Here is a 25026-nt window from a genome sequence, read left to right on the forward strand (position 1 = left end):
GCGCCGGTGATGGCCGCGGAGGTGTTGACATGAGCGCCAACAGTTGGCGCTGGTGTCAACACGCCCGGTTGTGATCGGTGCCCGGCCCGGGCCGGCCCAGCGTCGCGGGGGCGGCCGACGCCGTACGACGGCGATGTCGCCGCGCCGATCACACGACCTCGCCCGTGACCGCCAGATCCTCGTGATCAGTGACGCCATCATCGGCATTTTCAATGGCGGCTAACAGGCACGCCGATGCCGAACTTGCTGCAGGAACACCACCTCACCGGTGCCATACGCAGCGAACGAGCGGCCAGCATCCGTCACGGGGCGCGGATGACGTATCGGCCGAGCAGGTTCGCAGCTCCCTCTGTGGTAGTGTCAGCGAAAATACGAGTTAGAGCTCGTGTTTCTCGAATCGACGCGGGAGTCGGGGTTGGCGAAACGGCAGGCGCGCGGGGAGGCGCGGATGGAGCAGATCCTCACGGTCGCGGCAGAGGCGTTGGCCGAGTCCGGCTATGAGGCGGTCAGCACCAACACGATCGCCGCCCGCGCCGGCATCTCGCCCGGCTCGCTCTACCAGTTCTTCGCCAACAAGGAAGACATCGCCCACGCGCTGGCCGAGCGGTACGCCGCGCAGCTGGCCGAGCTGCGGACGGCGGCATTCGACGGCGCCGACCTCCCCACACTGCCGCTGGACCAGCTGATCGACGCGATCACCGGCCCGCTGGTCGAGTTCAACCTGGCCAACGGCGGGTTCAAGGCGCTGTTCGCGCGGCCGGACCTGCCGCCGTCGCTCACCGACGCGGTCGCGCCGCTGCACGCGGCGCTGCTCGGGCGGGTGACGGCGCTGCTGTCGGCACGGGCGCCGGGTCTTGCTCCGGAGGTGGTCGAGCGGACGGCGACGGTGGCGATCCAGCTGGTCCGGGCGATGATGCCGCTCATCGTCGCCGCCGACGGCGCCGAGCGAGCCGCCCTGGTGGGCGAGCTGCGCGCCGTCCTGCATGGGTACCTCGAGCCGGTGGTCGGATGAGCCGCCGGCGCTGGCTCGCGCTAGCCGCCGCTGCCGCCGTCGTCGCCATGGCCGCGCCCACGCTTTGGGCGTATGGGTCGAGTGCGGGGCGGATCCTGTCCGACCCGGCCGACGCGCCGTCGACGGACGTGACGATGGTGATGGGCGCCGGCCTGCGGGCCGACGGGCGGCCGTCGCGGCTGCTGGCCGGGCGGCTGGACGTCGCAGCCGCGCTGTACCACCTCGGGCGGACGCGGACGCTGCTGGTGAGCGGCGGGACGGCGCCTGGTGGCTACGACGAGCCGGCGGCGATGCGGCGGTACCTGGAGGAGGCCGGCGTGCCGGGCGCGGCCATCGTCGAGGACCCGCTGGGCGTGGACAGCTGGTCGTCCTGTGTCCGCGCCCGCGACGAGTTCGGGCTGTCGCGGTTGCTGGTGGTCAGCCAGCGGTTCCACCTGCCGCGGACGGTGGCGCTGTGCCGATCGCGCGGCCTCGACGTGGTCGGCGTCGCGCACGAATCGATGGACGCGAACCCGCCCGGGACGCGGCAGGGGTACCTGCGTGAGGTGGCGGCGTCGGTGCCGGCGATGGTGCGGGCTCTCTTCGATTAGGCGGGGTGCGCGTCCCCGCGCCACGCATCTTGCGATACGGGCATTCCGTCCGAGGGGTGAACGGCGCACATAGACTCGGGTGAGTGATACGCCGCATCGACCTGCGGGGGAGGCTCGCCGCCGGCGAGAGCCTCGACTACCGCACGCTCGTCCCACGCGCCCCGATCGACGTCGAGGCAGCGCTCGACGCCGTCCGGCCGATCTGCGAGGACGTGCGGCATCGTGGGCTGGCGGCCGTCAGGGAGCTGACGGCCCGGTTCGACGGGGTCGAGCTGCAGGACGTGCGCGTCCCGCAAGAAGCGCTCGACGACGCCCTCGCCGGCCTCGACCCTCGCGTCAAGGCAGCGCTCGAGGAGTCCATCCGCCGCGCCCGCCTCGTCCACAGCGACCAACGCCGCACCGACACATCCACCACGGTGGTCCCCGGCGGCACCGTCACCGAGCGCTGGATCCCGGTCGAGCGCGTCGGCCTCTATGTCCCCGGCGGCCTGGCGGTCTACCCGAGCAGCGTGGTCATGAACGTCGTCCCAGCGCAGGTGGCCGGTGTCGGCAGCCTCGCCGTCGCGAGCCCGCCGCAGAAGAACACCGGCGGCCTGCCGCACCCGACCATCCTGGCCGCCTGCGCGCTGCTGGGCGTGACGGAGGTGTACGCGGTCGGCGGCGCCCAAGCGCTGGCGATGTTCGCGTACGGCATCGCCGGCGTCTGCGCTCCGGTCGACCTCGTCACCGGCCCGGGCAACGTCTACGTCGCGGCGGCGAAGCGGCTGCTGCGCGGCGTCGTCGGCATCGACGCGGAGGCGGGGCCGACGGAGATCGCGGTGCTCGCCGACGACACCGCCGACCCCCGGCACGTCGCCGCCGACCTCATCAGCCAGGCCGAGCACGACCCGCTCGCCGCGTCGGTGCTGGTCACCGACAGCGAGCAGCTGGCCGACGCCGTCACGGCGGAGCTGGACCTGCGCACCAAGGCCACCAAGCACGACGAGCGGGTGCGGACGGCGCTCAGCGGCGAGCAGTCCGGCATCGTCCTCGTCGACGACCTCGACCAGGGCCTGGCCATAGTCGACGCCTACGCGGCGGAACACCTGGAGATCCAGACTCGCGACGCGGCGGCAACAGCCGCCAGGGTCAAGCACGCCGGCGCCGTCTTCGTCGGCCCCTGGTCACCGGTCAGCCTGGGCGACTACGCCGCCGGCTCCAACCACGTACTGCCCACCGGCGGCAGCGCGCGGCACTCGTCCGGCCTGTCGGTGCAGACGTTCCTGCGCGGCGTCCACGTCGTGCACTACGACGAACAGGCCCTGCGCGACATCGCCGACGACGTCCGCGCCCTCGCCACCGCGGAGGATCTGCCGGCGCACGGCGAGGCGATCACGGCGCGGTTCGAGAACGGCGACGCGCCATGACCGACCTCCCGATCCGCGACGAGCTGCGCGGCGTCGAGCCGTACGGCGCGCCGCAGCTCGACGTGCCGGTCTGCCTGAACGTCAACGAGAACCCGTTCCCGCCGTCGGAGCAGCTGGTCGCCGACGCCGCCCGCGCCGTCGCGCACGCCGTCCGCAACCTCAACCGCTACCCCGACCGCGAGGCGACGACGCTGCGCGAGCGGCTCGCGGCCTACCTGGAGCGCGAGGCCGGCGTCACGCTGGAGACGAGCCAGGTGTGGGCGGCCAACGGCTCCAACGAGGTCATGCTGCAGATCCTGCAGGCCTTCGGCGGCCCGGGACGGACGGCGCTCAGCTTCGCACCGACCTATTCGATGTACCCCGAGTACGCCCGCGACACCTCGACGCATTGGGTGACGGCACAGCGAGAAGCCGACTTCGGCATCGACCCGGACACCGCGCTGAAAGCCGTCGCCGAGCACCAGCCGACTGTCGTCTTCATCGCGTCGCCGAACAACCCCACCGGCACCGCCGTCCGGCTCGATCTGGTCAGCACGCTGCACGAGGCCACCGACGGCGTCGTCGTGGTCGACGAGGCGTACGCGGAGTTCCGCCGCGACGGCGTCCCGAGCGCGCTCAGCCTGCTCGGCACCCACCCGCGGCTGATCGTCACGCGGACGATGAGCAAGGCGTTCGCGTTCGCCGGCGCCCGCCTCGGCTACACCGTGGCCAGCACGGCGATCATCGACGTGCTGCGGGTCGTCCGGCTGCCGTACCACCTGTCCGCCGTCACGCAGGCCGTCGCCGTCGTCGCGCTCGAGCACGCAGCCGAGCTCCAGGCCCGGGTCGCCCAGCTGCGCGACGAGCGCGACGCCCTGGCCGCCTGGCTGCGCGACCAGGGTCTCGAGGCCGCCGAGTCCGACGCGAACTTCGTGCTCTTCGGCCGGTTCGCCGACCGGCACGCCGTCTGGCAGGGCCTGCTCGACCACGGGGTGCTGATCCGCGAGACCGGCCCCGACGGCTGGCTGCGGGTCTCCGTCGGGACCCCGGAGGAGACGACGGCGTTCAAGGTCGCCCTGAGCGACGTACTGCGGGAGGGAACGGGATGAGCCGCACCGCCAAGGTCGAGCGCGCGACCAGCGAGAGCAAGGTCAGCGTCGAGCTGAACCTCGACGGCGAGGGCCGGCACGACATCGCCACCACTGTGCCGTTCTACGACCACATGCTGACGGCGCTGGCCCGGCACTCGCTCATCGACCTCACCGTCCGCTCCGAGGGCGACACCCACATCGACGTCCACCACACCGTCGAGGACACCGCGATCGTCATCGGCCAGGCGCTGCGTGAGGCGCTCGGCGACAAGGTCGGCATCGTCCGCTACGGCGAGGCCACCGTCCCGCTCGACGAGGCGCTGGCGCACGCCGTCGTCGACGTGTCCGGGCGGCCGTACTTCGTGCACACCGGCGAGCCGGCCGGTCAGGAGTACGTGCTGATCGGCGGCCACTTCACCGGGTCGCTGACGGCGCACGTCCTGGAGAGCCTGGCCCACCACGGCGGCCTGACGATGCATGTGCGGGTGCTCGGCGGCCGCGACCCGCACCACATCGCCGAGGCCCAGTTCAAGGCCGTCGCCCGAGCGCTGCGCACCGCCGTCGCCATCGACCCGCGCGAGCGCGGCGTGCCGTCGACGAAGGGCGCGCTGTGACGGCGCTGTTCCCCTTTTCCCTCGTGGGGCTCGCCGCCGTCTGGGACCTCGCGGTCGGCCGGGGGCTAGACCTCGTGCGCGACGGCGGCGCCCTCGTCCGTCCGCGTGGCCAGGCCGGTCAGGAACGCCGTCACCGCGGCCTCGTAACCGGCCGGGTCGAGGTTCCAGTTGCGGACGTGCTCGGCCTCGGTGCGCAGGTACGTGACGAGGTCGGGCCGGGCCTCGGCGAACCGGTCCGACGACGTCACCGGGACGGTGGTGTCGCCCGATCCGTGGACCAGCAGCACCGGGACGTCCAGCCGGTCGGCATGCGCGACCTGGTCCATGGCCCAGACGTTGATGCCGGTGCGCGCCCGCACGACCGACCCTGCGACGGTGGCGCCGAACGCCGGGATCCCGCGCAGCCGCGCCTGGTAGGCGAGGATGTCCGGCCACGACAGAGCCGGGGAGTCGTAGATGACGCCGGCGACGCCGTCGGACCCGGCGACGCGCAGGTGGTTGCCGACGATCGCGCCGCCCATCGAGTAACCGGTCAGGACGAACTCGCGGGCGCCGTTCTCGCGGGCCCAGTCGAGGGCCGCGGCGAGGTCCTCGGACTCCGTCCAGCCCAGGCCGTACTCGCGGTGCGGCCCCTCGGGCGCGCCGTCGTCGTTGCGGTAGGCGATGGACAGCTGCGGCAGCCCGAGCCGGTGCACCGTGGGAACCAGCCGATACGCCTGAGCCCGGGTGGCGCCGCGGCCGTGCACGTGGATGAGCCAGCGGTCGCCGTCGGCCGGGACGTACGTGGCCGGGTAGCGGCCGAGCGGGCCGTCGAACTCGACGCGCCGCGCGGAGACGCCGGCGACGCGGGACAGGTCGCGCAGGGCGTTCGGCGCGGCGTAGTAGGCGACCCGGACCTGCGTCCCGACGGCGGGCAGCTGCGGGTAGGGCTCGATGCTGCGCAGGACGTACTCGCCGGCCACGTCGATGTCGCGGCCGACCCGCGCGAACCCGCCGGGCCATTCCAGGCCGACGACGCCGGGTTCGTCGGCGCCCGGCCCGGACAACGTGACCGTGCTGCCGACCACCGCCACGATCTCGACGGGATAGTCGGGCGGTTCGGGGCGCACCTGCAGCAGCTCGTCGGCGTAGTACCAGCCGCCCGCGCCGGTCGTCGCCAGGCCGGCCACCGCGACCGCCGCGGAACCCACGGCCACGCGCAGCGGCCAGCGCCGTCCGAGCGTGGCGCCGGCACGATCGTCGAGGGTCACGCTGGCAGTGTGACACGCCGAGGTGGACGATGAGTGACGTGCAACCCAACCACGGTGCCTCCAAGCCTGGCGCCCCCGAGCGCGGTGCCTCCAATCGGGCTGCCGCTCATCGGTCTGTCGTCGTGCTCGACTACGGCTCCGGCAACGTCCGGTCGGCGACCCGCGCGCTGGAGAAGGTCGGCGCGACGGTCACGCTGACCGCCGACCGTCAGGCGGCCGCCGAGGCGGACGGCCTGGTCGTGCCCGGCGTCGGCGCGTTCGCCGCCTGCATGGCCGGCCTGCGCGCCGTCCGCGGGCACGAGGTCGTCGGGCGCCGGCTGGCCGGCGGCCGGCCGGTGCTGGGCATCTGCGTCGGCATGCAGATCCTGTTCGAGCGCGGCGTCGAGCACGGCGTCGAGACCGAGGGCATGGGGGAGTGGCCCGGCACCGTCGAGCGGCTGCACGCGTCGCCGCTGCCGCACATGGGCTGGAACACCGTCGACGTGCCGGCCGGGTCGGTGCTGTTCGATGGCGTGGAGAAGGAACGGTTCTACTTCGTGCACTCGTACGGTCTCCGTCAGTGGGTGATGCCGCCGCCACAGCGGCTGAAGGCTCCGCTGGTGACGACGTCGGGGCACGGCGGCGACACGTTCGTGGCCGCCGTCGAGAACGGGCCGCTGTCGGCGACGCAGTTCCACCCGGAGAAGTCGGGTGAGGGTGGGCTGCAGCTACTCGAGAACTGGGTGAGGAGTCTGTGACCGTGACCAACTGGGACGCACGGGCCTACGACCGGGACTTCGCGTTCGTGGCCGCCTACGGTGCGGAGCTGCTCGACTGGCTCAAACCGCAGCCCGGCGAGTCCATCCTCGACCTCGGCTGCGGCACCGGTGAGCTGACGCAGCGGCTGATCGACGCCGGCGCGCGGGTCATCGGCCTGGACGCCGACCCGGCGATGATCGAGGCCGCCCGCGAGCGGCTGGGCGACGGCGCCGAGCTGCGGGTCGCCGACGCGCACGACTTCACCGTCGAGCAGCCGGTCGACGCGGTCATCTCCAACGCCGCGCTGCACTGGATGCCGGCGCAGGTCGAGGTGCTGGGGTGCGTGTCCGACGCGCTGCGCGAGGGCGGCCGGTTCGTCGCCGAGATGGGCGCCACCGGCAACGTCGCCTCCATCACCGCCGCCGTCGACCGCGCCTGCCGCGAGGCCGGGCTGCCCGACCGCACGTGGCCGTGGTTCTTCAACTCCCCGGCCGAGTACGCCGCCATGCTCGAGGACGCCGGGCTGGAGATCCGCCAGCTCGACTTCTACGACCGGCCGACCAAGCTGACCGGCCCGGACGGCATGACGAGGTGGCTGGAGATGTTCGCGTCGGCGCAGGTCGAGGCGCTGCCCGCCGAGGTGCTGGCGCGCGCCGAGGAGATCGCGCGGCCGTCGCTGTGGCACGACGACGCCTGGTGGGCCGACTACCGCCGGCTCCGGTTCCGGGCGGTGAAGCTCTGATGCCGGTCCTCGAGCTGCTGCCGGCCGTCGACGTCGCCGACGGCCAGGCCGTGCGCCTGGTCCAGGGCGAGGCCGGGTCCGAGACGTCCTACGGCGACCCGCTGGAGGCGGCGCTGGCCTGGCAGAGTGCCGGCGCCCCGTGGGTGCACCTGGTCGACCTCGACGCCGCCTTCGGGCGCGGGTCGAACCGCGAGCTGCTGGCCGAGGTCGTCGGCCGGCTGGACGTCGACGTCGAGCTCTCCGGCGGCATCCGCGACGACGAGTCGCTCGCCGCCGCGCTCGCGACCGGCTGCCGGCGGGTCAACCTGGGCACCGCCGCACTGGAGGACCCTGAGTGGACGGCGTCGGCCATCGCCCGCCACGGCGACCGCGTGGCCGTCGGGCTGGATGTGCGCGGCACCACGCTGGCCGCTCGCGGCTGGACCCGCGAGGGTGGCGACCTGTGGGAGGTGCTGGAGCGGCTGGACCGCGACGGCTGCGCCCGGTACGTCGTCACCGACGTCACCAAGGACGGCACGCTGCGCGGCCCCAACCTCGACCTGCTCCGCGAGGTCTGCGCGCGGACGTCCAAGCCAGTGGTGGCCTCGGGCGGCGTGTCCAGCCTGGACGACGTGGCGGCGCTGCGCTCGCTCGTCCCGGTGGGCGTCGAGGGCGCGATCATCGGCAAGGCGCTGTACGCGGGCCAGTTCACGCTGGAGGAGGCGCTGAAGGTGGCGACGTCGGCCGAAGCACGCTTCTCAGCTGAGGCCGGGAGTGACCGGTGAGCGTGGCCGTCCGCGTCATCCCCTGCCTGGACGTCGACGCCGGCCGCGTGGTGAAGGGCGTGCGCTTCACCGACCTGCGCGACGCCGGCGACCCGGTCGAGCTGGCCGCCGCCTACGGCGCCGAGGGCGCCGACGAGCTGGTGTTCCTCGACATCACCGCGTCCTCGGACGACCGGTCCACCACGTACGACGTCGTCTCGCGCACGGCCGAGCAGGTGTTCATCCCGCTGACCGTCGGCGGCGGCGTCCGCTCCGTCGACGACGTCGACCGCCTGCTGCGCGCCGGCGCGGACAAGGTCGGCGTCAACACCGCCGCCGTGGCCCGGCCGGAGCTGGTCGCTGAGATCGCGCAGCGGTTCGGCAACCAGGTGCTGGTGCTGTCGGTCGACGCGCGTCGCGGCGGCGGCACCGCGTCCGGGTTCGAGGTCACCACCCACGGCGGCCGCCGCGGCACCGGCATCGACGCCGTCGGCTGGGCGGCGACGGCGGCCGATCTGGGGGCCGGCGAGATCCTGCTGAACTCGGTGGACGCCGACGGCACCAAGGACGGCTACGACCTGGAGCTGCTGCGCGCGGTGCGCGCCGCCGTCGACGTGCCGGTGATCGCCAGCGGCGGCGCGGGCGCCCTGGCCGACTTCGCGCCCGCCGTCGGCGCCGGAGCCGACGCCGTCCTCGCGGCCAGCGTCTTCCACTTCGGCGAGCTGCACATCGGCGAGGTCAAGACGGCGCTCGCGGAATCCGGTCATACCGTCCGCTAGGGCGCAATCGACATCGAGCGGGTCGAATCGCCAGAAGCGGCGCCGATGCCGCTAGGCTGGCGCGGTCCGCCGCGAGGCGGACTCTGACACGACATTTTCTGTTCTTCGTTGGCGGCGTCCCAGGCGCCGCCATGCCTTGAGGGGGGCACCAATGAGGTCTCTGTCATCTGCCCGCAGGTCGTCCGCGCTGGCCGCGGGCGCCGTACTGATCGTCGCCGCCGGTGTGCCGGCCGCCCTGGCGGCGGAGGAACCGGCGCCGCGCGGCGGGTCGGCGCCGCTGTCGGCCAAGGGGGAGGGCGTCGGCGACCAGACCGTCGCCGACCTCGGCACGGGCGGCCTGACCGCCGAAGAGATCGTCCAGACGCTGGTCGGTGACGGCGTCACCGTCGACAGCGTCCAGTACACCGGCAGCCCGCTCGCGGCCGGCCTGGCCGGTGGCTTCGACGACGTGTTCGGCGTCCCCGGCGGCGTCGCGCTGTCGTCCGGCGCGGTCGGCGGCGACCGCAGCTCGATCCTCGGCCCGAACGTCGCCCACGACATGACGACGGAGCACCACTTGCCCGGCGACGACGACCTCGGCGACCTGGCGGCGTTCCCGACCTACGACGCCGCCGTGCTGGAGTTCGACTTCGTCCCGGAGACCGAGCAGATCCGGTTCGAGTTCGTCTTCGGCTCCGAGGAATACAACGAGTACGTCGACGACGTGTTCAACGACGTGTTCGCGTTCTTCGTCAACGGCGAGAACTGCGCGGTCGTGGGCGAGGACGCCCAGCCGATCTCGATCAACACGATCAACGCCGCCAGCTACGCGGAGCTGTTCGTGAACAACGAGCTCGACAGCGAGGGCGAGGCGGCCCACGCCACCGAACTGGACGGCTTCACGGCGGTGCTCACCTGCGCCGCCGACGTCGTGGCGGGGAAGACCAACCACATCAAGCTGGCCATCGCCGATGCGTCCGACGAGCAGCTGGACTCCACCGTCGTCATCGCGGCCGGGACGTTCGAGGCCAACCACCCGCCGGTCGCCGACGACCAGGCCGTCGAGACCTACGTCGACGCGCCCGTCGACATCACGCTGACCGGCACCGACGAGGACGGCGACGAGCTGACGTACGAGCTGGCCTCCCCGCCGGAGCACGGCACACTGAGCGGCGAGGCGCCCGACCTCACCTACACCCCGGCCGAGGACTACACCGGCGACGATGCGTTCACGTTCACCGTCTCCGACGGCACCGCGGCCTCCGAGCCGGCCACGGTGACCGTCAGCGTCGTCGAGGAACCCACGCCGACGCCGACGCCGACCCCGACCTCGACGGAGACGGCCACGCCGTCGCCGTCGCCGTCGCCGAGCGAGACCGGCGAGCCGCTGCCCGACACCGGCTCCGGCCCGAGCCTGCCGCTGGCCGCGGCCGCCCTGCTGGGCATCGCCGGGCTCGCGTTCCTGCTGCGCGCCCGCCGTACCACGGCCTGACGCCGCCGTCTCACTGTCGCTGCCCGCCCCGCCCACGTGGTGAGGCGGGCAGCGCCGGTGGTACCCGCGGAACCGGCGGATGCCCGCGAGACCGCCCGACAACCACCGGGATCGGACCGGCGTCCGCCGGTGGGGTGGGTAACCGCCGGTTTCCCGGCATCGGCCGGGTCGTCACCTGCCGCGCAAACACCTCACCCGCCTGAAACGCCACGTGGCGTGCCTACGGGTCCCCGTCGCGGCCCTCACGCGGGTGAGGTGTCATCCGGGCGCGTGGCTGAGGTCACGCCGACTCCTCGCCAGGCAACGCACCGACGGAAGCTGCAGGAGAGCCTCACTTCCAGCGAGGGGCGTGGGCCGGCGGGAAACCGATTACAGGTGTGTCGGCGGCAGTTGGTACCGTACAAAGCCGGGCACCCCACGGATTTCGCGCGAGCGGTCGAGCACGCCTGCGCTCTGTCCGGGGACGGAGCATGAGCGCAGAGAGCGAGTGATGTGAGGGACGAGCGGCAGGCGACCTTGCGCGAAGGGCTCCGGATCCTCGTCCGGGCCATGCGCGACGAACCGGTCATCCTCGGCATCGCCGTCGCCGGCAGCGCGGTGTACGGGTTCGCGACGGTCGCGGCGGCCGAGGTCATCGGGCGGGTCACCGACCGCGTCGTGGTGCCGGCGTTCCGCGACGGCGAGACCACGACCGGCGCGCTGGCCCTGGCGGCGCTGGCGATCATGGTGACGTCGCTGGTCAAGGCCGCCGGCATCGTGGTGCGCCGATACTTCGCCGGGCTCGGCCAGTACCGCCTGAACGCGCGGTACCGGCGCGCCGTCAGCCGCCAATACCTGCGGCTGCCGCTGTCGTGGCACCACCAGCACTCCACCGGCAAGCTGCTGTCCAACGCGAACGCCGACGTCGAGGCGTCGTTCTGGCCCATCGCGCCGCTGCCGTTCGCGCTCGGCGTCGTCGTCATGCTGGTGTTCGCGCTGGTGTCGATGTTCCTGGCCGACCCCTGGCTGGCGCTCGTCGGCGCGCTGCTGTTCCCGGCCATCCTGCTGCTCAACTTCGTCTACCAGCGCCGGCTGTCGCCGCTGGCCACCCGCGCGCAGGCGCTGCGCGCGGAGCTGTCGGGTGTGGCGCACGAGTCGTTCGACGGCGCCACGGTGGTCAAGGCGCTGGGCCGTGAGGCCGCCGAGACCCTCCGGTTCGGCAAGGTCGCCGGCCAGTTGCGCGACGCCAACGCCGCGGTCGGCCGGGTCCGCGGCGCCTTCGACCCCATGCTCGACGCGCTGCCGAACCTCGGCGTGCTGGCGGTGCTGATCATCGGCTCGGTCCGGGTGGCCGACGGCTCGCTGCCGGCCGGTACGCTCGTCCAGGTCGCCTACCTGCTCACCATCACCGCGTTCCCGATCCGCGCCATCGGCTTCGTGCTGGGCGAACTGCCGCGGGCCACCGTCGGCTGGCGGCGGGTGCAGGCGGTGCTCGACGCCACCGGCGCACTACCGCACGGCACGGCCCGGCTGACGGCGTCCGGCGACGGCGCGGCGCACCTCGGCCTCGACGACGTCGGCTACTCCTACGTCGAGGGCACGCCGGTGCTCGACGGCGTCCACCTCGACGTCGAGCCGGGTCGCACGGTCGCCGTCGTCGGCTCCACCGGGTCGGGCAAGTCGACGCTGGCCAGCCTGCTGGTCCGGCTGGTCGACCCGGTCAGCGGGGCGGTGCTGCTCGACGGCACCGACCTGCGGCAGCTGGAGCCGGGCCAGGTCGCCGGCGCGGTGTCGCTGGTGTTCCAGCAGCCGTTCATCTTCGAGGACAGCGTCCGCGACAACGTCACCCTCGGCCTTCCGGCGCCTGACGACGACGTCTGGGCTGCGCTGCGGCTGGCCCAGGGCGACCGCTTCGTGCACGAGCTCGACGGCGAGCTGGACGCCCGCATCGGCGAGCGCGGCGCCACCCTTTCCGGCGGGCAGCGGCAGCGGCTGGCGCTGGCCCGCGCGCTGGTCCGCAAGCCGCGGCTGCTCGTCCTCGACGACGCCACCAGCGCGGTAGACCCCGAGGTCGAGCGGCGCATCCTGGCCGGGCTGCGCGACGCCGCGCTGCCGTCCACCGTCGTCGTGGTCGCGTACCGGCGGGCCACCATCGCGCTGGCCGACGAGGTCGTCTACGTCGAGGACGGCAGGGTGTCCGCGCGCGGCACCCACACGGAGCTGTTGACCACCTCGCCCGGCTACCGCGACCTCATCACCGCCTACGAACGCGACGCCGCCGAGCGGGCCATGGCCCGCACCGACCAGGAGAACCGGTCATGAGCCCAGCAGCAAGCCCAGGATCGCGCCTGGGCGACGTACGCTCCGGCTCCGCCTGGGCGACATTCCGGCGTGGCCTGGCGCTGTCGCCGGAGATCACCCAGGGGCTGACGGCGACGCTGCTGCTCGCGCTCGTCGCCACCGCCGGGCGCGTCGTCGTGCCGATCACCGTCCAGCAGACGATCGACGGCGGCCTGAACGCCACCGGCGGCGCCGACCTCGGCTACATCCGCTGGATGGTCGGGCTGGCCGCCGCCGGCGTCGTCGTCACCGTCGTCGCCGCGTACCTGATGAACCGGCGCATCTTCCGGGCCAGCGAGGCCGGCCTCGCCACTCTGCGTACCAAGGCGTTCCGGCACGTGCACGACCTCTCCGTGCTGACCCAGGACACCGAGCGGCGCGGCTCGCTGGTCTCCCGGGTCACCAGCGACGTCGACACCATCTCCCAGTTCGTCCAGTGGGGCGGGCTGATCATGCTGGTCAGCATCGGCCAGCTGATCATCGCGACCGTCGTCATGGCGGTGTACTCGTGGCAGCTGACGCTGCTGGTCTGGGTCTGCTTCCTGCCGCTGTTCCTGGCGCTGCGGACGTTCCAGCGCATGCTCTCCGCCGCCTACATGGTGGTGCGCGAGCGGGTCGGCGGCATGCTCGGCGCCATCTCCGAGTCCGTCGTCGGCGCCCAGGCGGTCCGGGCGTACGCCGTCGAGGGCCGCACCCAGCAGCGCATCGACGACGCCGTCGAGGCGCACCGCGTCTCGGCCAGCCGGGCGCAGCGGCTCGCGGCCACGGCGTTCTCCACCGGCGAGGTGGTGGCCGGGCTGGCCAACGCCGCCATCGTCGTGGTCGGCGTGCTGCTCGGCGTGGCCGGCGACATCACGCTCGGCCGGATGCTGGCGTTCCTGTTCCTCGTCACGCTGTTCGTGGCGCCGGTCCAGGTGGGCACCGAGGTGCTCAGCGAGGCGCAGAACGCCATCGCCGGCTGGCGACGGGTGCTCGGCATCCTCGACACCCCGGCCGACGTCGCCGACCCGGGCGAGAACGGCGTCCGGCTGCCCCGCGGCCCCATCGACGTGCGCTTCGAGTGCGTGTCCTACGCCTACCCGAACGGGCCGACGGTGCTGCACGAGGTCGACGTCGCGATCGCCCGGCACACCCGGGTCGCGGTGGTGGGCGAGACGGGCTCCGGCAAGACGACGTTCGCCAAGCTGCTCACCCGGCTGATGGACCCGGTCCGCGGCCGGGTCCTGGTCGACGGCGCGGACCTGCGCGATGTGCGGTTCGCGTCGCTGCGCGAGCGGGTGGTCATGGTGCCGCAGGAGGGGTTCCTGTTCGACGACACCCTCGCGGCCAACCTGCGCTACGGCAAGCCCGAGGCGACCGACGAGGAGCTGCTGCTCGCCGTCACCGAGCTGGGGCTGGGGGAGTGGCTGGACTCGCTGCCGTACGGGCTGGAGACGCCGGTCGGACAGCGCGGCGAGTCGCTGTCGGCGGGGGAGCGGCAGCTGGTGGCGCTGGCCCGGGCCTATCTCGCCGACCCCGACCTGCTGGTCCTCGACGAGGCCACCAGCGCCGTCGACCCTGCCACCGAGGTGCGGCTGGCGCGGGCGCTCGAGGGCATCTCCCGCGGCCGGACGTCGGTGACCATCGCGCACCGGTTGTCCACCGCCGAGGCCGCCGACGAGGTGTTCGTGTTCGATCGCGGCCGGCTGGTGGAGTCAGGGCCGCATGCGGAGCTGGTCGAGAAGGGCGGCGTCTACGCCGCCCTGCACGCGGCCTGGATCAGCCAGTCGCGCTGACCCAGGCCGCGCCGACCTCAGCGGTTGGCGCCCTCGAGGGTGCCGCTCACCGGGCCGGACGGGTCGAGCACGGTGCAGACGAGCTCGCGGTCGCCCTGCGCCCACGACTCCTCGGTCGGCTCCAGCCACTGGATCTCGAGGACCGACTCGTTGTAGGGCATGCCGACGAAGGTCTCGAACTCGCTGACGCAGTCGGACTCGACCTGCGTCTGGAACGCCTCGGAGCCCGGGAAGTCGCCGTCCGGGACCTCGAAGACCGCGAACACCTCCTGGTCGTGCTCCTCCTCACACGGGATGACGGTGAGCTCGCTGACCTGCTCCTCCGCGTTGAAGTTGCTGATGCAGTCGCCCAGGCCGACGTCGAAGACGTCCTGGGTGTCGCCCTCTGGAGCCTCGGTCTCGTCCTCGGCCGGGGTCTCCTCGGCGGGGGTCTCGTCCTCGGCCGGGGTCTCCTCGGCGGGGGTCTCGCCCGACTGGGAGTCGGTGGTGGCAGTCGAGTCGCCGCCGGCGTTGTCGTCCGACGAGTCGTCGCCACACGCGCTCAGGCTGAGCGCGGCGACGGCGGCCAGCGCCGCGACAGCAGTACGAATCGTGATCCGCACGATCATTGTCTCCTTCAGGTTGAACACGCCGATGGCACGGCGTCTTGCGTCCGCCGCCCGCTCGGACGGACGGCGGGGTCCAATGGGGTGTCCACGAGGCTCAGCGGTTCGCGCCTTGCAGCGAACCGGTCACCGGGCCGGCGGGGTCGTTGACGAGGCAGACCAGTTCGCGGTCGCCCTGATCCCACGACTCGGCGGTGGGCTGCAGCCAGGTGAAGTCGAGCGCGGACTCCGCGTAGGGGAGCCCGACGTAGGCCTCGAACTCGGCGGTGCAGACCTCCTCGGCCTGGGCGCGGAGGTCGTCGTCGCTGGGGAGCTCGCCGTCAGGGATCTGCGCGGTCGCGTAGATCTCCTGGGCGTGCTCCTGGTCGCACGGGACGACCGAGACGCCGGTGACCTGCTCGGAGTCGCCGAAGTCACCCAGGCAGTCGCCGAGCCGCACGTCGAACACGTCGGCGCCGGCGGACTCGGTGACGTTGCCCGACGCGTCGCGGCGCGGTTCGTCGCCGTCGTCCGAGCAGCCGGCCAGCAGCAGGACCGCGGCCACAGCGGCCGACGCCGCCGCGGCGACGCGGGGCGTGCGTGCCACGAGAATGCTCCTTCGTCAAGGGTCGGGTGCCCGGTCGTACCCAACCATGGCACCTTAGTCGGTCATCGTCTCGTCCACGATGCGATACCCGAGATCGGGATGCGCGTCGCCCGCCGTGGGCGCCGTCGGCGACAATGGGGGAATGCCCGGTCTCGACCCCACCGTAGCCGCCCGGCTCACCCTCACGCCCGACGGCCTGCTACCCGCGGTCGTCCAGCAGCACGACACCGGCGAGGTGCTCATGCTCGCGTGGATGAACGCCGAGGCGCTGCACCGCACGCTCACGACCGGCCGGGCCACGTACTGGAGCCGCAGCCGGTCGGAGTACTGGGTGAAGGGCGAGACGTCCGGGAACCGGCAGTGGGTGCGCGAGGTACGCCTCGACTGCGACGGCGACACCCTGCTGCTCAAGGTCGACCAGGAGGGCCCGGCCTGTCACACCGGCACCCGCACCTGCTTCGACGACGGCCTGCTCGACGCCGTCACCGGGACGGCCGCATGACCACCACGGCCCTGGACGTCACTCCAGATCTCGAGACCTTCCGGGTGCTCGCCAAGGAGCACCGCGTCATCCCCGTCGTCCGGCGGCTGCTGGCCGACGGCGAGACCCCGGTCGGCGTGTACCGCAAGCTGGCCGCCGACCGGCCCGGCACGTTCCTGCTGGAGTCGGCCGAGCACGGCGGCGTGTGGTCGCGCTACTCCTTCGTCGGCGCGCGGTCGGCCGCGGTGCTCAGCGAGCGCGACGGCGAGGCCGTCTGGCACGGCAACCCGCCGGTGGGGCTGCCGTCCGGCGGCGACCCGTGGGCGGCGCTGCGCGGCACGTTGCGGGCGCTGAAGAGCAAGCGGCTGCCGGGGCTGCCGCCGCTGACCGGCGGGCTGGTCGGCTTCGTCTCCTACGACGCCGTCCGCCGGCTGGAGCGGCTGCCGTCTACGACGGTCGACGACCTGCGGCTGCCCGACCTCGCGTTCCTGTTTGCCACCGACGTCGCCGTCCTCGACCACGACGACGGCACGATCCTGCTGGTCGCCAACGCCGTCAACTGGGACGACAGCGACGAGCGAGTCGACCAGGCGTGGGCCGATGCCGTCGGGCGGCTGGACCGCATGACCGCCGAGCTGGCCCGGCCCACGCCGTCGTCGGTGGCCTCCTATGACCCGGGCACACCGCCGCGGCACGACAGCCGCACCGAGAAGGGCGACTTCCTCGCCGCGGTCGAGCGGGCCAAGGAGGAGATCCGGGCCGGCGAGGCGTTCCAGATCGTGCTCTCGCAGCGCTTCCAGACCCCGACGACGGCCGACGCGCTGGACGTCTACCGGGTGCTGCGCCGCGACAACCCGAGCCCGTACATGTACCTTGTCCGGCTGCCCGGTCCCGCCGGCGACGGCGACGGCGCCTACTCCATCGTCGGGTCCAGCCCCGAGGCGCTGGTCAAGGTCAACGGCGACCGCGTCATGACGCACCCGATCGCCGGCACCCGGTGGCGCGGCGAGACGCCCGAGGCCGACGCCGCGCTGGCCGAGGAGCTGCTCGCCGACCCCAAGGAGCGGGCCGAGCACCTCATGCTGGTCGACCTCTCCCGCAACGACCTCGGCAGGGTCTGCGCGCCCGGCACCGTCGACGTGGTCGACTTCATGACGGTGCGCCGCTACAGCCACGTCATGCACATCGAGTCGACGGTGGTCGGGCGGCTGCGCGACGACCAGGAGGCGCTCGACGTGCTGGCCGCGTGCTTCCCGGCCGGCACGCTGTCCGGCGCGCCGAAGGTGCGGGCCATGGAGATCATCGACGACCTCGAGCCGGTCCGCCGCGGCGTGTACGGCGGCGTCGTCGGCTACCTCGACTTCGCCGGTGACCTCGACGTCGCCATCGCCATCCGCACCGCGCTGGTCCGCGACGGCGTCGGCTACGTGCAGGCCGGCGCCGGCATCGTCGCCGACTCCGATCCCGAGGCGGAGTGGACGGAATCGCGGAACAAGGCCGCGGCGGCGCTGCGGGCCATCGCCGTCGCCGAGACGATGCGGCCGGTGGAATGACACCGCCGGTCCGCCGCGAGTACGTCGGCGCGCTGCTCCTGCTGGCCGCCGGTGGCGTGCTCGGGCTGGTGGCGGCGTCCCGGACGTGGGGGACCGCCGAGCAGTCGTCGGCACTCTCCGTGACGTCGACGACGGTGTCCGGGTCCGACCTGCTGCCGCTCGCCCCGGCCGTCGCGCTGGTGGCGCTGGCGGCGGTGGTGGCGATCCCGGCGGTCCGGCGGCTCGGCCGGCGCGTCGTCGGGGGCGTCCTGGCCGTGCTGGGCCTGGTGCAGGCGCTGATGGCCGCGCTGGCGCTGGCGGACCTCAGGGGGCGGGTGTCGGACTGGCTGACCACGGGTCCTGAGGCCACCGGCCCGGTCGACTCGGTGTCCACCTCACCCGCGTGGGCGGTTGCCGTCGTCGTCGCGGGCCTGCTGGTCGCCGCGGCCGGCCTCCTGGTCGCCGTGCGCGGGCCGTCGTGGCCGGCCATGGGCGCGCGGTACGAGCGGTCCGGCGGCCGGGCGCCGCGCCGCACCGCGAGCAAGCCGGCCGAGGGCAACCGCGCCGCCTGGGACGCCCTCGACCGCGGCGACGACCCGACGACCTGAGCCGGTCGCTGCCCGCCGCTCACCGGTCCGGGCGAGTACGGAGGTCGGCCGACGAGCCACGGCGGTCATCGGGCACAATGTCGGTAAGGCCGCCATGACGACAGGGAGACGTGACACACGATGGCGCACAACGAGCACGGCCACACCGCGGCCGCCTGGACCACGGTCATCCTGATCCTGGCCGGCTTCATGGTCGGCGCCGTCGCCGTCATCCTGCTCAACTGGCCGCTGTTCTGGATCGGCGGCGTCGGCCTGGTCGTGGTCGGCGGCATCGTCGGCAAGATCATGCAGATGATGGGCCTCGGGCAGCGCGACACGCAGGCCGGCCCTCGGCAGCCCGCCGCGACGGGCGAGGACCGCATCGGGTAGGCCATGCGACGCGCCGGCAGGACGACGTCGGACCGGACCCGCGCGGGCCCGCCGGTCGTCTCCGTCGCCGGTGTGACGCTGGACGTCGACCATCGCCGGGTGGCGACGCCGGGCGGGCGCGAGGTCGCGCTGACGCCGTTACAAGCCGCGCTGCTGGCCCATCTCATGTACCGGCCCGGCCGGGTCTGCACGCGCGAGGAGCTCATGTGCCAGGCGCTGGGCTACCCGGTCCCGGTCGGCAGCCGCACCGTGGACGTGCACGTGGCGACGCTGCGCGGCAAGCTCGACGGCGCCCTGACGATCCGCTCGGTGCGCGGCGTCGGCTACGCCCTCGACCCCGTCCCGAAGGGATGAGCACATGGCCGTCGAGTCCCCTTCACCGGGGGTATGTCGAGAGCACCCTTCACTCGCCGTTACTCTGGACCAGCCGGGTCGACCGATTCGGCGGGGTGGCACCGGCGAGGGGCGGAGATGAGCGTTCTCGAAGAGATCATCGACGGGGTGCGCGCCGACCTGGCCGAACGAGAGAGCCGGTGCCCTCTCGACCAGCTGAAAGAGATGGCGGCCAAGCAGCCGCCGGCCCGTGATCCGCTGCCGTTGCTCCGTTCGCCGGGTGTCTCGGTCATCGCAGAGGTGAAACGGTCGAGCCCGTCGCGCGGTTCCCTGGCCGAGATCGCCGACCCCGCCGCCCTCGCCGTCGACTACGAGTCTGGCGGCGCCGCGGCCATCAGCGTGCTCACCGAGCAGCGCCGGTTCGGCGGCACCCTCGACGACCTCAAGACCGTCCGGGCCGCGGTCGACGCGCCGGTGCTGCGCAAGGACTTCATCGTCACCAGCTACCAGCTGTGGGAGGCGCGCGCCTACGGCGCCGACCTCGCGCTGCTCATCGTCGCCGCGCTCGAGCAGATCGCGCTGGTGAGCCTGATCGAGCGGGCCGAGTCCATCGGGCTGACGCCGCTGGTCGAGGCGCACACCGCCGACGAGGTGGCGCGGGCGGCCGACGCCGGGGCGAAGCTCATCGGCATCAACGCGCGCAACCTCAAGACGCTCGACGTCGACACCACGACGTTCGAGCGGCTGGCGCCGAAGGTCCCGGACGGCATCGTGAAGATCGCCGAGTCCGGGGTGAAGTCCCCGCGCGACGTCATCGACCTCGCCCGGGCCGGAGCCGACGCCGTCCTGGTCGGCGAGACCCTGGTGACCGGCAAGGACCCCAGGGCCGCCGTCGCCGACCTCGTCGCCGCCGGCGCCCATCCCGCGCTCAACCGCGGCAGCCGCCAGGCCTGAACCCGGGCGGGAAAACCGAACGCGATTGCGGTGCCCTCGGCCCGCTGCGATACCGTCACGGATGACGGCGCATGCTGCGCTCCCGTCACCTGTCAGCCATCTCTGCCACGCATCGAGGAGCTACTCGGGTGGACACCATGCCCGACAACGGGCACGTCCTTTCCGCCGACAGCACGGACCGGCCCGGCCGGTTCGGCCCCTACGGCGGCCGCTACGTCCCGGAGGCGCTGATCGCGGCGCTCGACGAGCTCGACCGCGAGTACGCCGCGGCACGCCAGGACCCAGCCTTCACCGCCGAGCTCGACCACCTGCTCACCACCTACACCGGCCGGCCGACCCCGATCACCGAGGCGGCCCGGTTCGGTGCGGAGGCGGCCGGCGGCGCGCGCGTCCTGCTCAAGCGCGAGGACCTCAACCACACCGGCTCGCACAAGATCAACAATGTGCTGGGCCAGGCGCTGCTCACCAAGCGCATCGGCAAGCCGCGGGTCATCGCCGAGACCGGCGCCGGCCAGCACGGCGTCGCCACCGCCACCGCGGCCGCACTGATGGGCCTGGAGTGCGTCATCTACATGGGCGAGGAGGACACCCGCAGGCAGGCGCTCAACGTCGCCCGCATGCGGCTGCTCGGCGCCACGGTCATCCCGGTGACGACCGGCTCGCGTACGCTCAAGGACGCCATCAACGAGGCCCTGCGCGACTGGGTCACCAACGTCGCCACCACGAACTACGTGTTCGGCACGGTCGCCGGGCCGCACCCGTTCCCGACGCTGGTCCGCGACCTCCAGCGCGTCATCGGCGTCGAGGCGCGGCAGCAGGTGCTCGACCTCACCGGCCGGCTGCCCGACGCCGTCGCGGCCTGCGTCGGCGGCGGGTCCAACGCCATCGGCATCTTCCACGCGTTCATCGACGACGCCGACGTCGCCCTGTACGGCTTCGAAGCCGGCGGCGACGGCGTCGCGACCGGGCGGCACGCGGCGACGATCACCGCCGGCTCGCCCGGCGTGCTGCACGGCGCGCGGTCGTACCTGCTGCAGGACGAGATGGGGCAGACCATCGAGTCACACTCCATCTCCGCCGGCCTCGACTACCCGGGCGTCGGACCGGAGCACGCCTGGCTGAAGGACTCCGGCCGGGCGACGTACGAGCCGGTCGACGACGCCGACGCCATGGAGGCGTTCCGGCTGCTGTGCCGTACCGAGGGGATCATCCCGGCCATCGAGAGCTCGCACGCGCTGGCCGGCGCCCGGCGGCTGGGCGAGCGGCTCGGTCCCGACGCGACGATCCTGGTGAACCTGTCCGGGCGCGGCGACAAGGACGTCGACACCGCGGCGAAGTGGTTCGGCCTGATGAACGAGTCGGGGGAGGTCGGAGCATGACGACGTCGGTCGCGTTCGAGAAGGCGCGGGCCGAGGGCCGCGCCGCGCTGGTCGGCTACCTGCCCGCCGGTTACCCCAGCGTCGACGAATCCATCGCGGCGCTGCGGGCCATGATCGACGCCGGCGTCGACATCGTCGAGGTCGGGCTGCCCTACAGCGACCCGCTCATCGACGGGCCGGTCATCCAGACCGCGGTCGACGCCGCGCTGCGGGCCGGCACCACGACGACCGACGTGCTGCGCGTCGTCGAGGCGGTGGCCGCCACCGGCGCGCCCGCCGTCGTCATGTCGTACTGGAACCCGCTGGACCGCTACGGGGCACGGGCGTTCGCCCGCGACCTCGCCGCGGCCGGCGGGTCCGGCGTCATCACGCCCGACCTCACGCCCGACGCCGACGACTCCTGGGTCCCGGCGGCCCGCGAGCACGGCCTCGACACCGTCTTCCTGGTCGCGCCGTCGTCCACCGACGAACGCATCGCCATGACGACGGCCGCCTGCCGCGGCTTCGTCTACGCGACCTCCGTCATGGGCGTCACGGGCACCCGCGAGCAGGTCGGCGACGCCGCGGCCGGGCTGGTCGAGCGGACCCGCGCGACGACGGAGCTGCCGGTCGCCGTCGGGCTGGGCGTCTCCAACGCCGTCCAGGCCACCGAGATCGCCGCGTTCGCCGACGGCGTCGTCGTCGGGTCCGCGTTCGTCCGCCGGCTGCTCGACGCCGCCGACCCCGCCGCCGGGGTCGCCTCCGTCGCCGCGCTGGCCGCCGACCTCGCCGGGGGAGTGCGCGAGCGCTGATGGCCAGCAAGCGGGACCACGACAATCGGCCGCCGGCCCGAGGCTCTAAGAGACAAGCAGCTCGGCTGAGGGCCGAGGCGATGCGCAAGGAGGCGGAGGCCCGGGCGCTGGCCGAGCGTCGCCGCGAGCGGTTCCTGCGGGCCGGCATCTCCGCCGGCATCCTGGTCGTCGTCGCGGTCATCGCGATCGTGCTGGTCAACCGGTCGTCGGACGGTCCCGAGGGCACCGGCGCCATCCCGTCGGGCACCGTCGACGGCGGCACCGGCGTCGCGGTCGGCGAGGCGGAGGCGCCGGTGACGATCGACTACTGGTTCGACTTCCAGTGCCCGTTCTGCGGCGAGTTCGAGGCCGAGAACGGGCCGGTCCTCGAGGAGCTGACCGCCGCCGGCACGGCCCGGGTCGTCTACCACCCGGCGGCGTTCCTCGGCGAGGAGTCCGACCGCGCCAGCAACGCGTTCGGCTGCGCCATCGACGCCGGCCGTCCGGTCGAGTACCTCACGGAGCTGTTCGCGAACCAGCCAGAGGAGCGCACCGGCGGCTACACGACGGACGACCTGCTGGCGGCGGGCGAGGCGGCCGGCCTCGACGACGCCGTCTTCGAGTCGTGCGTCCGCGACGGCACCTACGCTGACTGGGGCCGGCACGTCCTCGACGTTTTCCGCGACGAAGGCCTCGAGGCGACACCGTCGGTGCTGCTGAACGGCGAGCCGCTCGACAACCCGGCGGCGATGAGCTCGGACGAGTTCCGTGCCGCGGTCGACGCCGCCGTGACGACATCGTGATCGTATGAGCCGGAACTCACGTCATGGTCGATGAAGTTGTACCCTCGTCAATTCCCATGAACTCTCTCGTGTCGAAGGAAGCCCATCGATGAGCAGCAAGAAGGCCGAGGCCCGCGAGCGCATCAAGGCGATGCGCGAGGAGCAGGCGCGCCAGGAGAAGCGGCGCGAGCGGATGATGCGCTACGGCGTGGCGGTGGCCGTCGTGGCCGCGGTCGCGATCATCGCGGTCGCCGTCGCGGCCAGCCGCGGTGGCAGCGATGGCCCGGTCGCGGTGCCCGACGCCGTCGGGTCCGGCAACGGCCAGGTCATCGAGGGTGACGGCGGGGGCATCCTCGTCGGCGAGGCCGACGCACCGGTCACCATCGACTACTGGATGGACTTCCTCTGCCCGCACTGCGCGGAATTCGAGGCGGCCAACAGCACGGCCATCCAGGAGCTGGTCGACTCCGGCCAGGCGAACATCGTCTACCACCCCCTCGACTTCACCGGCGCCGTCTACTCCCGCCGCGCGAACAACGCGTTCGCCTGCGCCGCGCAGGAGGGCCAGGCGGTGGAGTTCAAGAGCGCCGCGTTCGCGGCCAGCACCCAGTGGTCCACCAGCTCGCTGGTCGACCTCGGTGAGCAGGTCGGCATCGGCGGCGACTACGAGGGCTGCGTCCGCGACGACGAGTTCGAGGACTGGGCGGCCGCGGTGCCCGAGTCGGCGCGCGACCACGAGATCACCGGCACGCCGACGGTGTTCGTCAACGGCGAGCTGCTCGACTCCACCCAGTGGACGCCCGAGGGCATCAACGCCGCCGTCGCGACCGTCGCCGCGGGCGGCAGCCTCGCCACCCCGGCGCCCGATGCCACCGGCACGGCTCCGGCGACGCCGCCCGCGGGCGAGACGCCGAACCCGTCCGCCACCCAGTGACGTGAAGCACACCGCGATGATGCCCCGGATCGACCCGTCCGGTACGGTTCGGCTGTGATCGCGACGCCGGCCGTGGTGCCCACCTCAATTCCCAGCCCGAGCAGCGGCTCGTGGGACGTCTTCGGGTTCGAGCTGAGGGCGTACGCGCTGTGCATCATGGCCGGCATCGTGCTGGCGATCTGGCTCGGCAACCGGCGCTGGCTCGCCCGTGGCGGCGAGCCCGGCGTCGTCGCCGACGTCGCCGTGTGGGCGGTGCCGTTCGGCATCATCGGCGGCCGGCTCTACCACGTCATCACCGACAACCAGCTCTACTTCCGCGAGGGCCGCGACCCGTGGCAGGCGCTGCGCATCTGGGAGGGCGGCCTGGGCATCTGGGGCGCCATCGCCATGGGCGCCCTCGGCGTCTGGATCGCCTGCCGCCGCCGCGGCGTCCCGTTCGCGGCCATGGCCGACGCCCTGGCTCCCGGCATCCTGCTCGCCCAGGCCGTCGGCCGGTGGGGCAACTGGTTCAACCAGGAGCTGTTCGGCCGTCCGACCGACCTGCCGTGGGCCCTGGAGATCGACCCAGCCCACCGGCCGGAGGGCTACGCCGACGTGGCGACCTTCCACCCGACGTTCCTGTACGAGTCGCTGTGGGCGATCGGGCTGGCGTTGCTGCTGCTGTGGGCCGACAAGCGGTACACCATCGGCCACGGCCGGCTGTTCGCGCTGTACGTGGCGGGCTACACGCTGGGCCGCGGCTTCTGGGAGTACCTGCGCATCGACCCCGCCAACGAGGTCTTCGGCGTCCGGGTCAACCTCTGGGTGACCGGCCTGATCTTCGTGGCGGCGCTCGGCTACTTCTTCTGGTCGCTCAAGCGCAACCCCGGGCGCGAGGAGCCCGAGACGCTGCGCGGCTTCTACGACCAGCCCGACCCGTTCGACGACAACGCCAAGGCCGAGGACGACACGCCCATCACCCTCCCCGACGACGAGCCGGAGGACGGGGAGAAGCAGCCGGCCGACGCCAAGCCCGCGGCCGGGGAGAGGCCCGCCGACGAGCCGAAGCCGGCCGACGGCGACAAGCCGGCCGACGCGGACGAGCCGGGGGACACGGCGAAGCCGCGGGACACGGAGAAGGTTCCGGCCAAGACCACTGCGGCTGCGGCGACGGCCGCGGGCGCGACGACCGCGAGCACGGCGGC

General features: G+C 73.1%; 25 protein-coding genes and 1 pseudogene. 23 read left to right on the forward strand and 3 right to left on the reverse strand.

What is annotated here, in order from left to right; all coding sequences use genetic code 11:
• Positions 1 to 448 precede the first annotated feature (448 nt).
• The 5 genes from E1262_RS11945 (at position 449) to hisB (ending at position 4692) form a co-directional block, all read left to right on the forward strand.
• Complete coding sequence (locus tag E1262_RS11945; protein ID WP_132103363.1) at positions 449 to 1012, forward strand: TetR/AcrR family transcriptional regulator; 564 nt, start codon at positions 449 to 451, stop codon at positions 1010 to 1012.
• Entirely contained in the window at positions 1009 to 1602 is a 594-nt protein-coding gene (locus E1262_RS11950; RefSeq protein ID WP_132103364.1) for a SanA/YdcF family protein, read from the forward strand. The genes E1262_RS11945 and E1262_RS11950 overlap by 4 nt, the downstream gene beginning before the upstream one ends.
• 83 nt (positions 1603 to 1685) lie before the next feature.
• Positions 1686 to 3008 carry a histidinol dehydrogenase gene (hisD, locus tag E1262_RS11955; RefSeq protein ID WP_132103365.1) on the forward strand — a complete coding sequence of 441 codons (1323 nt, stop codon included), beginning with the start codon at positions 1686 to 1688 and terminating at the stop codon, positions 3006 to 3008.
• Positions 3005 to 4096, forward strand: a complete 1092-nt coding sequence (locus tag E1262_RS11960) for a histidinol-phosphate transaminase (RefSeq protein ID WP_132103366.1) — start codon at positions 3005 to 3007, stop codon at positions 4094 to 4096. The genes hisD and E1262_RS11960 overlap by 4 nt, the downstream gene beginning before the upstream one ends.
• Positions 4093 to 4692, forward strand: a complete 600-nt coding sequence (gene hisB / locus E1262_RS11965; RefSeq protein WP_132103367.1) for an imidazoleglycerol-phosphate dehydratase HisB — start codon at positions 4093 to 4095, stop codon at positions 4690 to 4692. The genes E1262_RS11960 and hisB overlap by 4 nt, the downstream gene beginning before the upstream one ends.
• A gap of 65 nt (positions 4693 to 4757) precedes the next feature.
• Here hisB and E1262_RS11970 read toward each other — a convergent pair whose 3' ends face one another.
• Positions 4758 to 5942, reverse strand: a complete 1185-nt coding sequence (locus tag E1262_RS11970; RefSeq protein ID WP_132103368.1) for an alpha/beta hydrolase — start codon at positions 5940 to 5942, stop codon at positions 4758 to 4760.
• Between the two features lie 29 nt (positions 5943 to 5971).
• Between E1262_RS11970 and hisH the strand changes: the two genes are divergently transcribed.
• The 7 genes from hisH (at position 5972) to E1262_RS12005 (ending at position 14509) form a co-directional block, all read left to right on the forward strand.
• Positions 5972 to 6679, forward strand: a complete 708-nt coding sequence (hisH, locus tag E1262_RS11975; RefSeq protein WP_132103369.1) for an imidazole glycerol phosphate synthase subunit HisH — start codon at positions 5972 to 5974, stop codon at positions 6677 to 6679.
• A gap of 2 nt (positions 6680 to 6681) precedes the next feature.
• Positions 6682 to 7422 carry a class I SAM-dependent methyltransferase gene (locus E1262_RS11980; protein ID WP_132103370.1) on the forward strand — a complete coding sequence of 247 codons (741 nt, stop codon included), beginning with the start codon at positions 6682 to 6684 and terminating at the stop codon, positions 7420 to 7422.
• Complete coding sequence (gene priA, locus E1262_RS11985) at positions 7422 to 8186, forward strand: bifunctional 1-(5-phosphoribosyl)-5-((5-phosphoribosylamino)methylideneamino)imidazole-4-carboxamide isomerase/phosphoribosylanthranilate isomerase PriA (RefSeq protein WP_132103371.1); 765 nt, start codon at positions 7422 to 7424, stop codon at positions 8184 to 8186. The genes E1262_RS11980 and priA overlap by 1 nt, the downstream gene beginning before the upstream one ends.
• Positions 8183 to 8944, forward strand: a complete 762-nt coding sequence (hisF, locus tag E1262_RS11990) for an imidazole glycerol phosphate synthase subunit HisF (protein ID WP_132103372.1) — start codon at positions 8183 to 8185, stop codon at positions 8942 to 8944. The genes priA and hisF overlap by 4 nt, the downstream gene beginning before the upstream one ends.
• Positions 8945 to 9095: 151 nt before the next feature.
• The gene (locus tag E1262_RS11995; RefSeq protein WP_132103373.1) at positions 9096 to 10415 is read left to right on the forward strand and encodes a choice-of-anchor L domain-containing protein; all 1320 of its coding nucleotides are present in this window, start codon (positions 9096 to 9098) and stop codon (positions 10413 to 10415) included.
• Between the two features lie 549 nt (positions 10416 to 10964).
• On the forward strand, positions 10965 to 12716 hold the full coding sequence (locus tag E1262_RS12000; RefSeq protein ID WP_132103374.1) for an ABC transporter ATP-binding protein: 1752 nt from the start codon (positions 10965 to 10967) through the stop codon (positions 12714 to 12716).
• The gene (locus tag E1262_RS12005; RefSeq protein WP_132103375.1) at positions 12713 to 14509 is read left to right on the forward strand and encodes an ABC transporter ATP-binding protein; all 1797 of its coding nucleotides are present in this window, start codon (positions 12713 to 12715) and stop codon (positions 14507 to 14509) included. The genes E1262_RS12000 and E1262_RS12005 overlap by 4 nt, the downstream gene beginning before the upstream one ends.
• Positions 14510 to 14526: 17 nt before the next feature.
• Here E1262_RS12005 and E1262_RS12010 read toward each other — a convergent pair whose 3' ends face one another.
• On the reverse strand, positions 14527 to 15111 hold the full coding sequence (locus tag E1262_RS12010) for a septum formation family protein (RefSeq protein WP_132103376.1): 585 nt from the start codon (positions 15109 to 15111) through the stop codon (positions 14527 to 14529).
• Positions 15112 to 15211: 100 nt separating this feature from the next.
• A complete protein-coding gene (locus E1262_RS12015; RefSeq protein WP_162605878.1) occupies positions 15212 to 15700 on the reverse strand; it encodes a septum formation family protein in 489 nt (162 codons plus the stop codon).
• A gap of 142 nt (positions 15701 to 15842) precedes the next feature.
• Here E1262_RS12015 and hisI point away from each other — a divergent pair, with 142 nt between their 5' ends.
• The 11 genes and pseudogenes from hisI to lgt form a co-directional block, all read left to right on the forward strand.
• On the forward strand, positions 15843 to 16202 hold the full coding sequence (gene hisI, locus E1262_RS12020; protein ID WP_132103378.1) for a phosphoribosyl-AMP cyclohydrolase: 360 nt from the start codon (positions 15843 to 15845) through the stop codon (positions 16200 to 16202).
• Positions 16199 to 17734, forward strand: a complete 1536-nt coding sequence (locus tag E1262_RS12025; RefSeq protein WP_132103379.1) for an anthranilate synthase component I — start codon at positions 16199 to 16201, stop codon at positions 17732 to 17734. Before hisI ends, E1262_RS12025 begins: the two co-directional genes overlap by 4 nt.
• Positions 17731 to 18321 carry a Trp biosynthesis-associated membrane protein gene (locus E1262_RS12030; protein ID WP_132103380.1) on the forward strand — a complete coding sequence of 197 codons (591 nt, stop codon included), beginning with the start codon at positions 17731 to 17733 and terminating at the stop codon, positions 18319 to 18321. The genes E1262_RS12025 and E1262_RS12030 overlap by 4 nt, the downstream gene beginning before the upstream one ends.
• A gap of 120 nt (positions 18322 to 18441) precedes the next feature.
• Positions 18442 to 18690: an HGxxPAAW family protein gene (locus E1262_RS12035; protein WP_132103381.1), complete on the forward strand. Its 249-nt coding sequence runs from the start codon at positions 18442 to 18444 to the stop codon at positions 18688 to 18690.
• A 3-nt stretch (positions 18691 to 18693) separates the two neighbouring features.
• A complete protein-coding gene (locus tag E1262_RS12040) occupies positions 18694 to 19044 on the forward strand; it encodes a winged helix-turn-helix domain-containing protein (RefSeq protein ID WP_132103382.1) in 351 nt (116 codons plus the stop codon).
• 117 nt (positions 19045 to 19161) lie between these two features.
• A complete protein-coding gene (gene trpC, locus E1262_RS12045) occupies positions 19162 to 19977 on the forward strand; it encodes an indole-3-glycerol phosphate synthase TrpC (RefSeq protein WP_132103383.1) in 816 nt (271 codons plus the stop codon).
• 137 nt (positions 19978 to 20114) lie between these two features.
• Positions 20115 to 21356 carry a tryptophan synthase subunit beta gene (gene trpB, locus E1262_RS12050; RefSeq protein WP_132103428.1) on the forward strand — a complete coding sequence of 414 codons (1242 nt, stop codon included), beginning with the start codon at positions 20115 to 20117 and terminating at the stop codon, positions 21354 to 21356.
• Positions 21353 to 22147 (forward strand): tryptophan synthase subunit alpha, encoded by a 795-nt coding sequence (gene trpA, locus E1262_RS12055; protein WP_132103384.1) that lies wholly within the window; start codon positions 21353 to 21355, stop codon positions 22145 to 22147. The genes trpB and trpA overlap by 4 nt, the downstream gene beginning before the upstream one ends.
• Positions 22148 to 22227: 80 nt before the next feature.
• Complete coding sequence (locus E1262_RS12060) at positions 22228 to 22929, forward strand: DsbA family protein (protein WP_162605879.1); 702 nt, start codon at positions 22228 to 22230, stop codon at positions 22927 to 22929.
• Between the two features lie 88 nt (positions 22930 to 23017).
• The gene (locus tag E1262_RS12065; RefSeq protein ID WP_132103386.1) at positions 23018 to 23842 is read left to right on the forward strand and encodes a DsbA family protein; all 825 of its coding nucleotides are present in this window, start codon (positions 23018 to 23020) and stop codon (positions 23840 to 23842) included.
• Between the two features lie 72 nt (positions 23843 to 23914).
• A pseudogene (lgt, locus tag E1262_RS12070) lies at positions 23915 to 25018 on the forward strand (prolipoprotein diacylglyceryl transferase); the annotation flags it as partial.
• Positions 25019 to 25026 lie beyond the last annotated feature (8 nt).

Origin of the sequence: Jiangella aurantiaca, assembly GCF_004349105.1 — a bacterium.
GTDB lineage: Bacteria > Actinomycetota > Actinomycetes > Jiangellales > Jiangellaceae > Jiangella > Jiangella aurantiaca.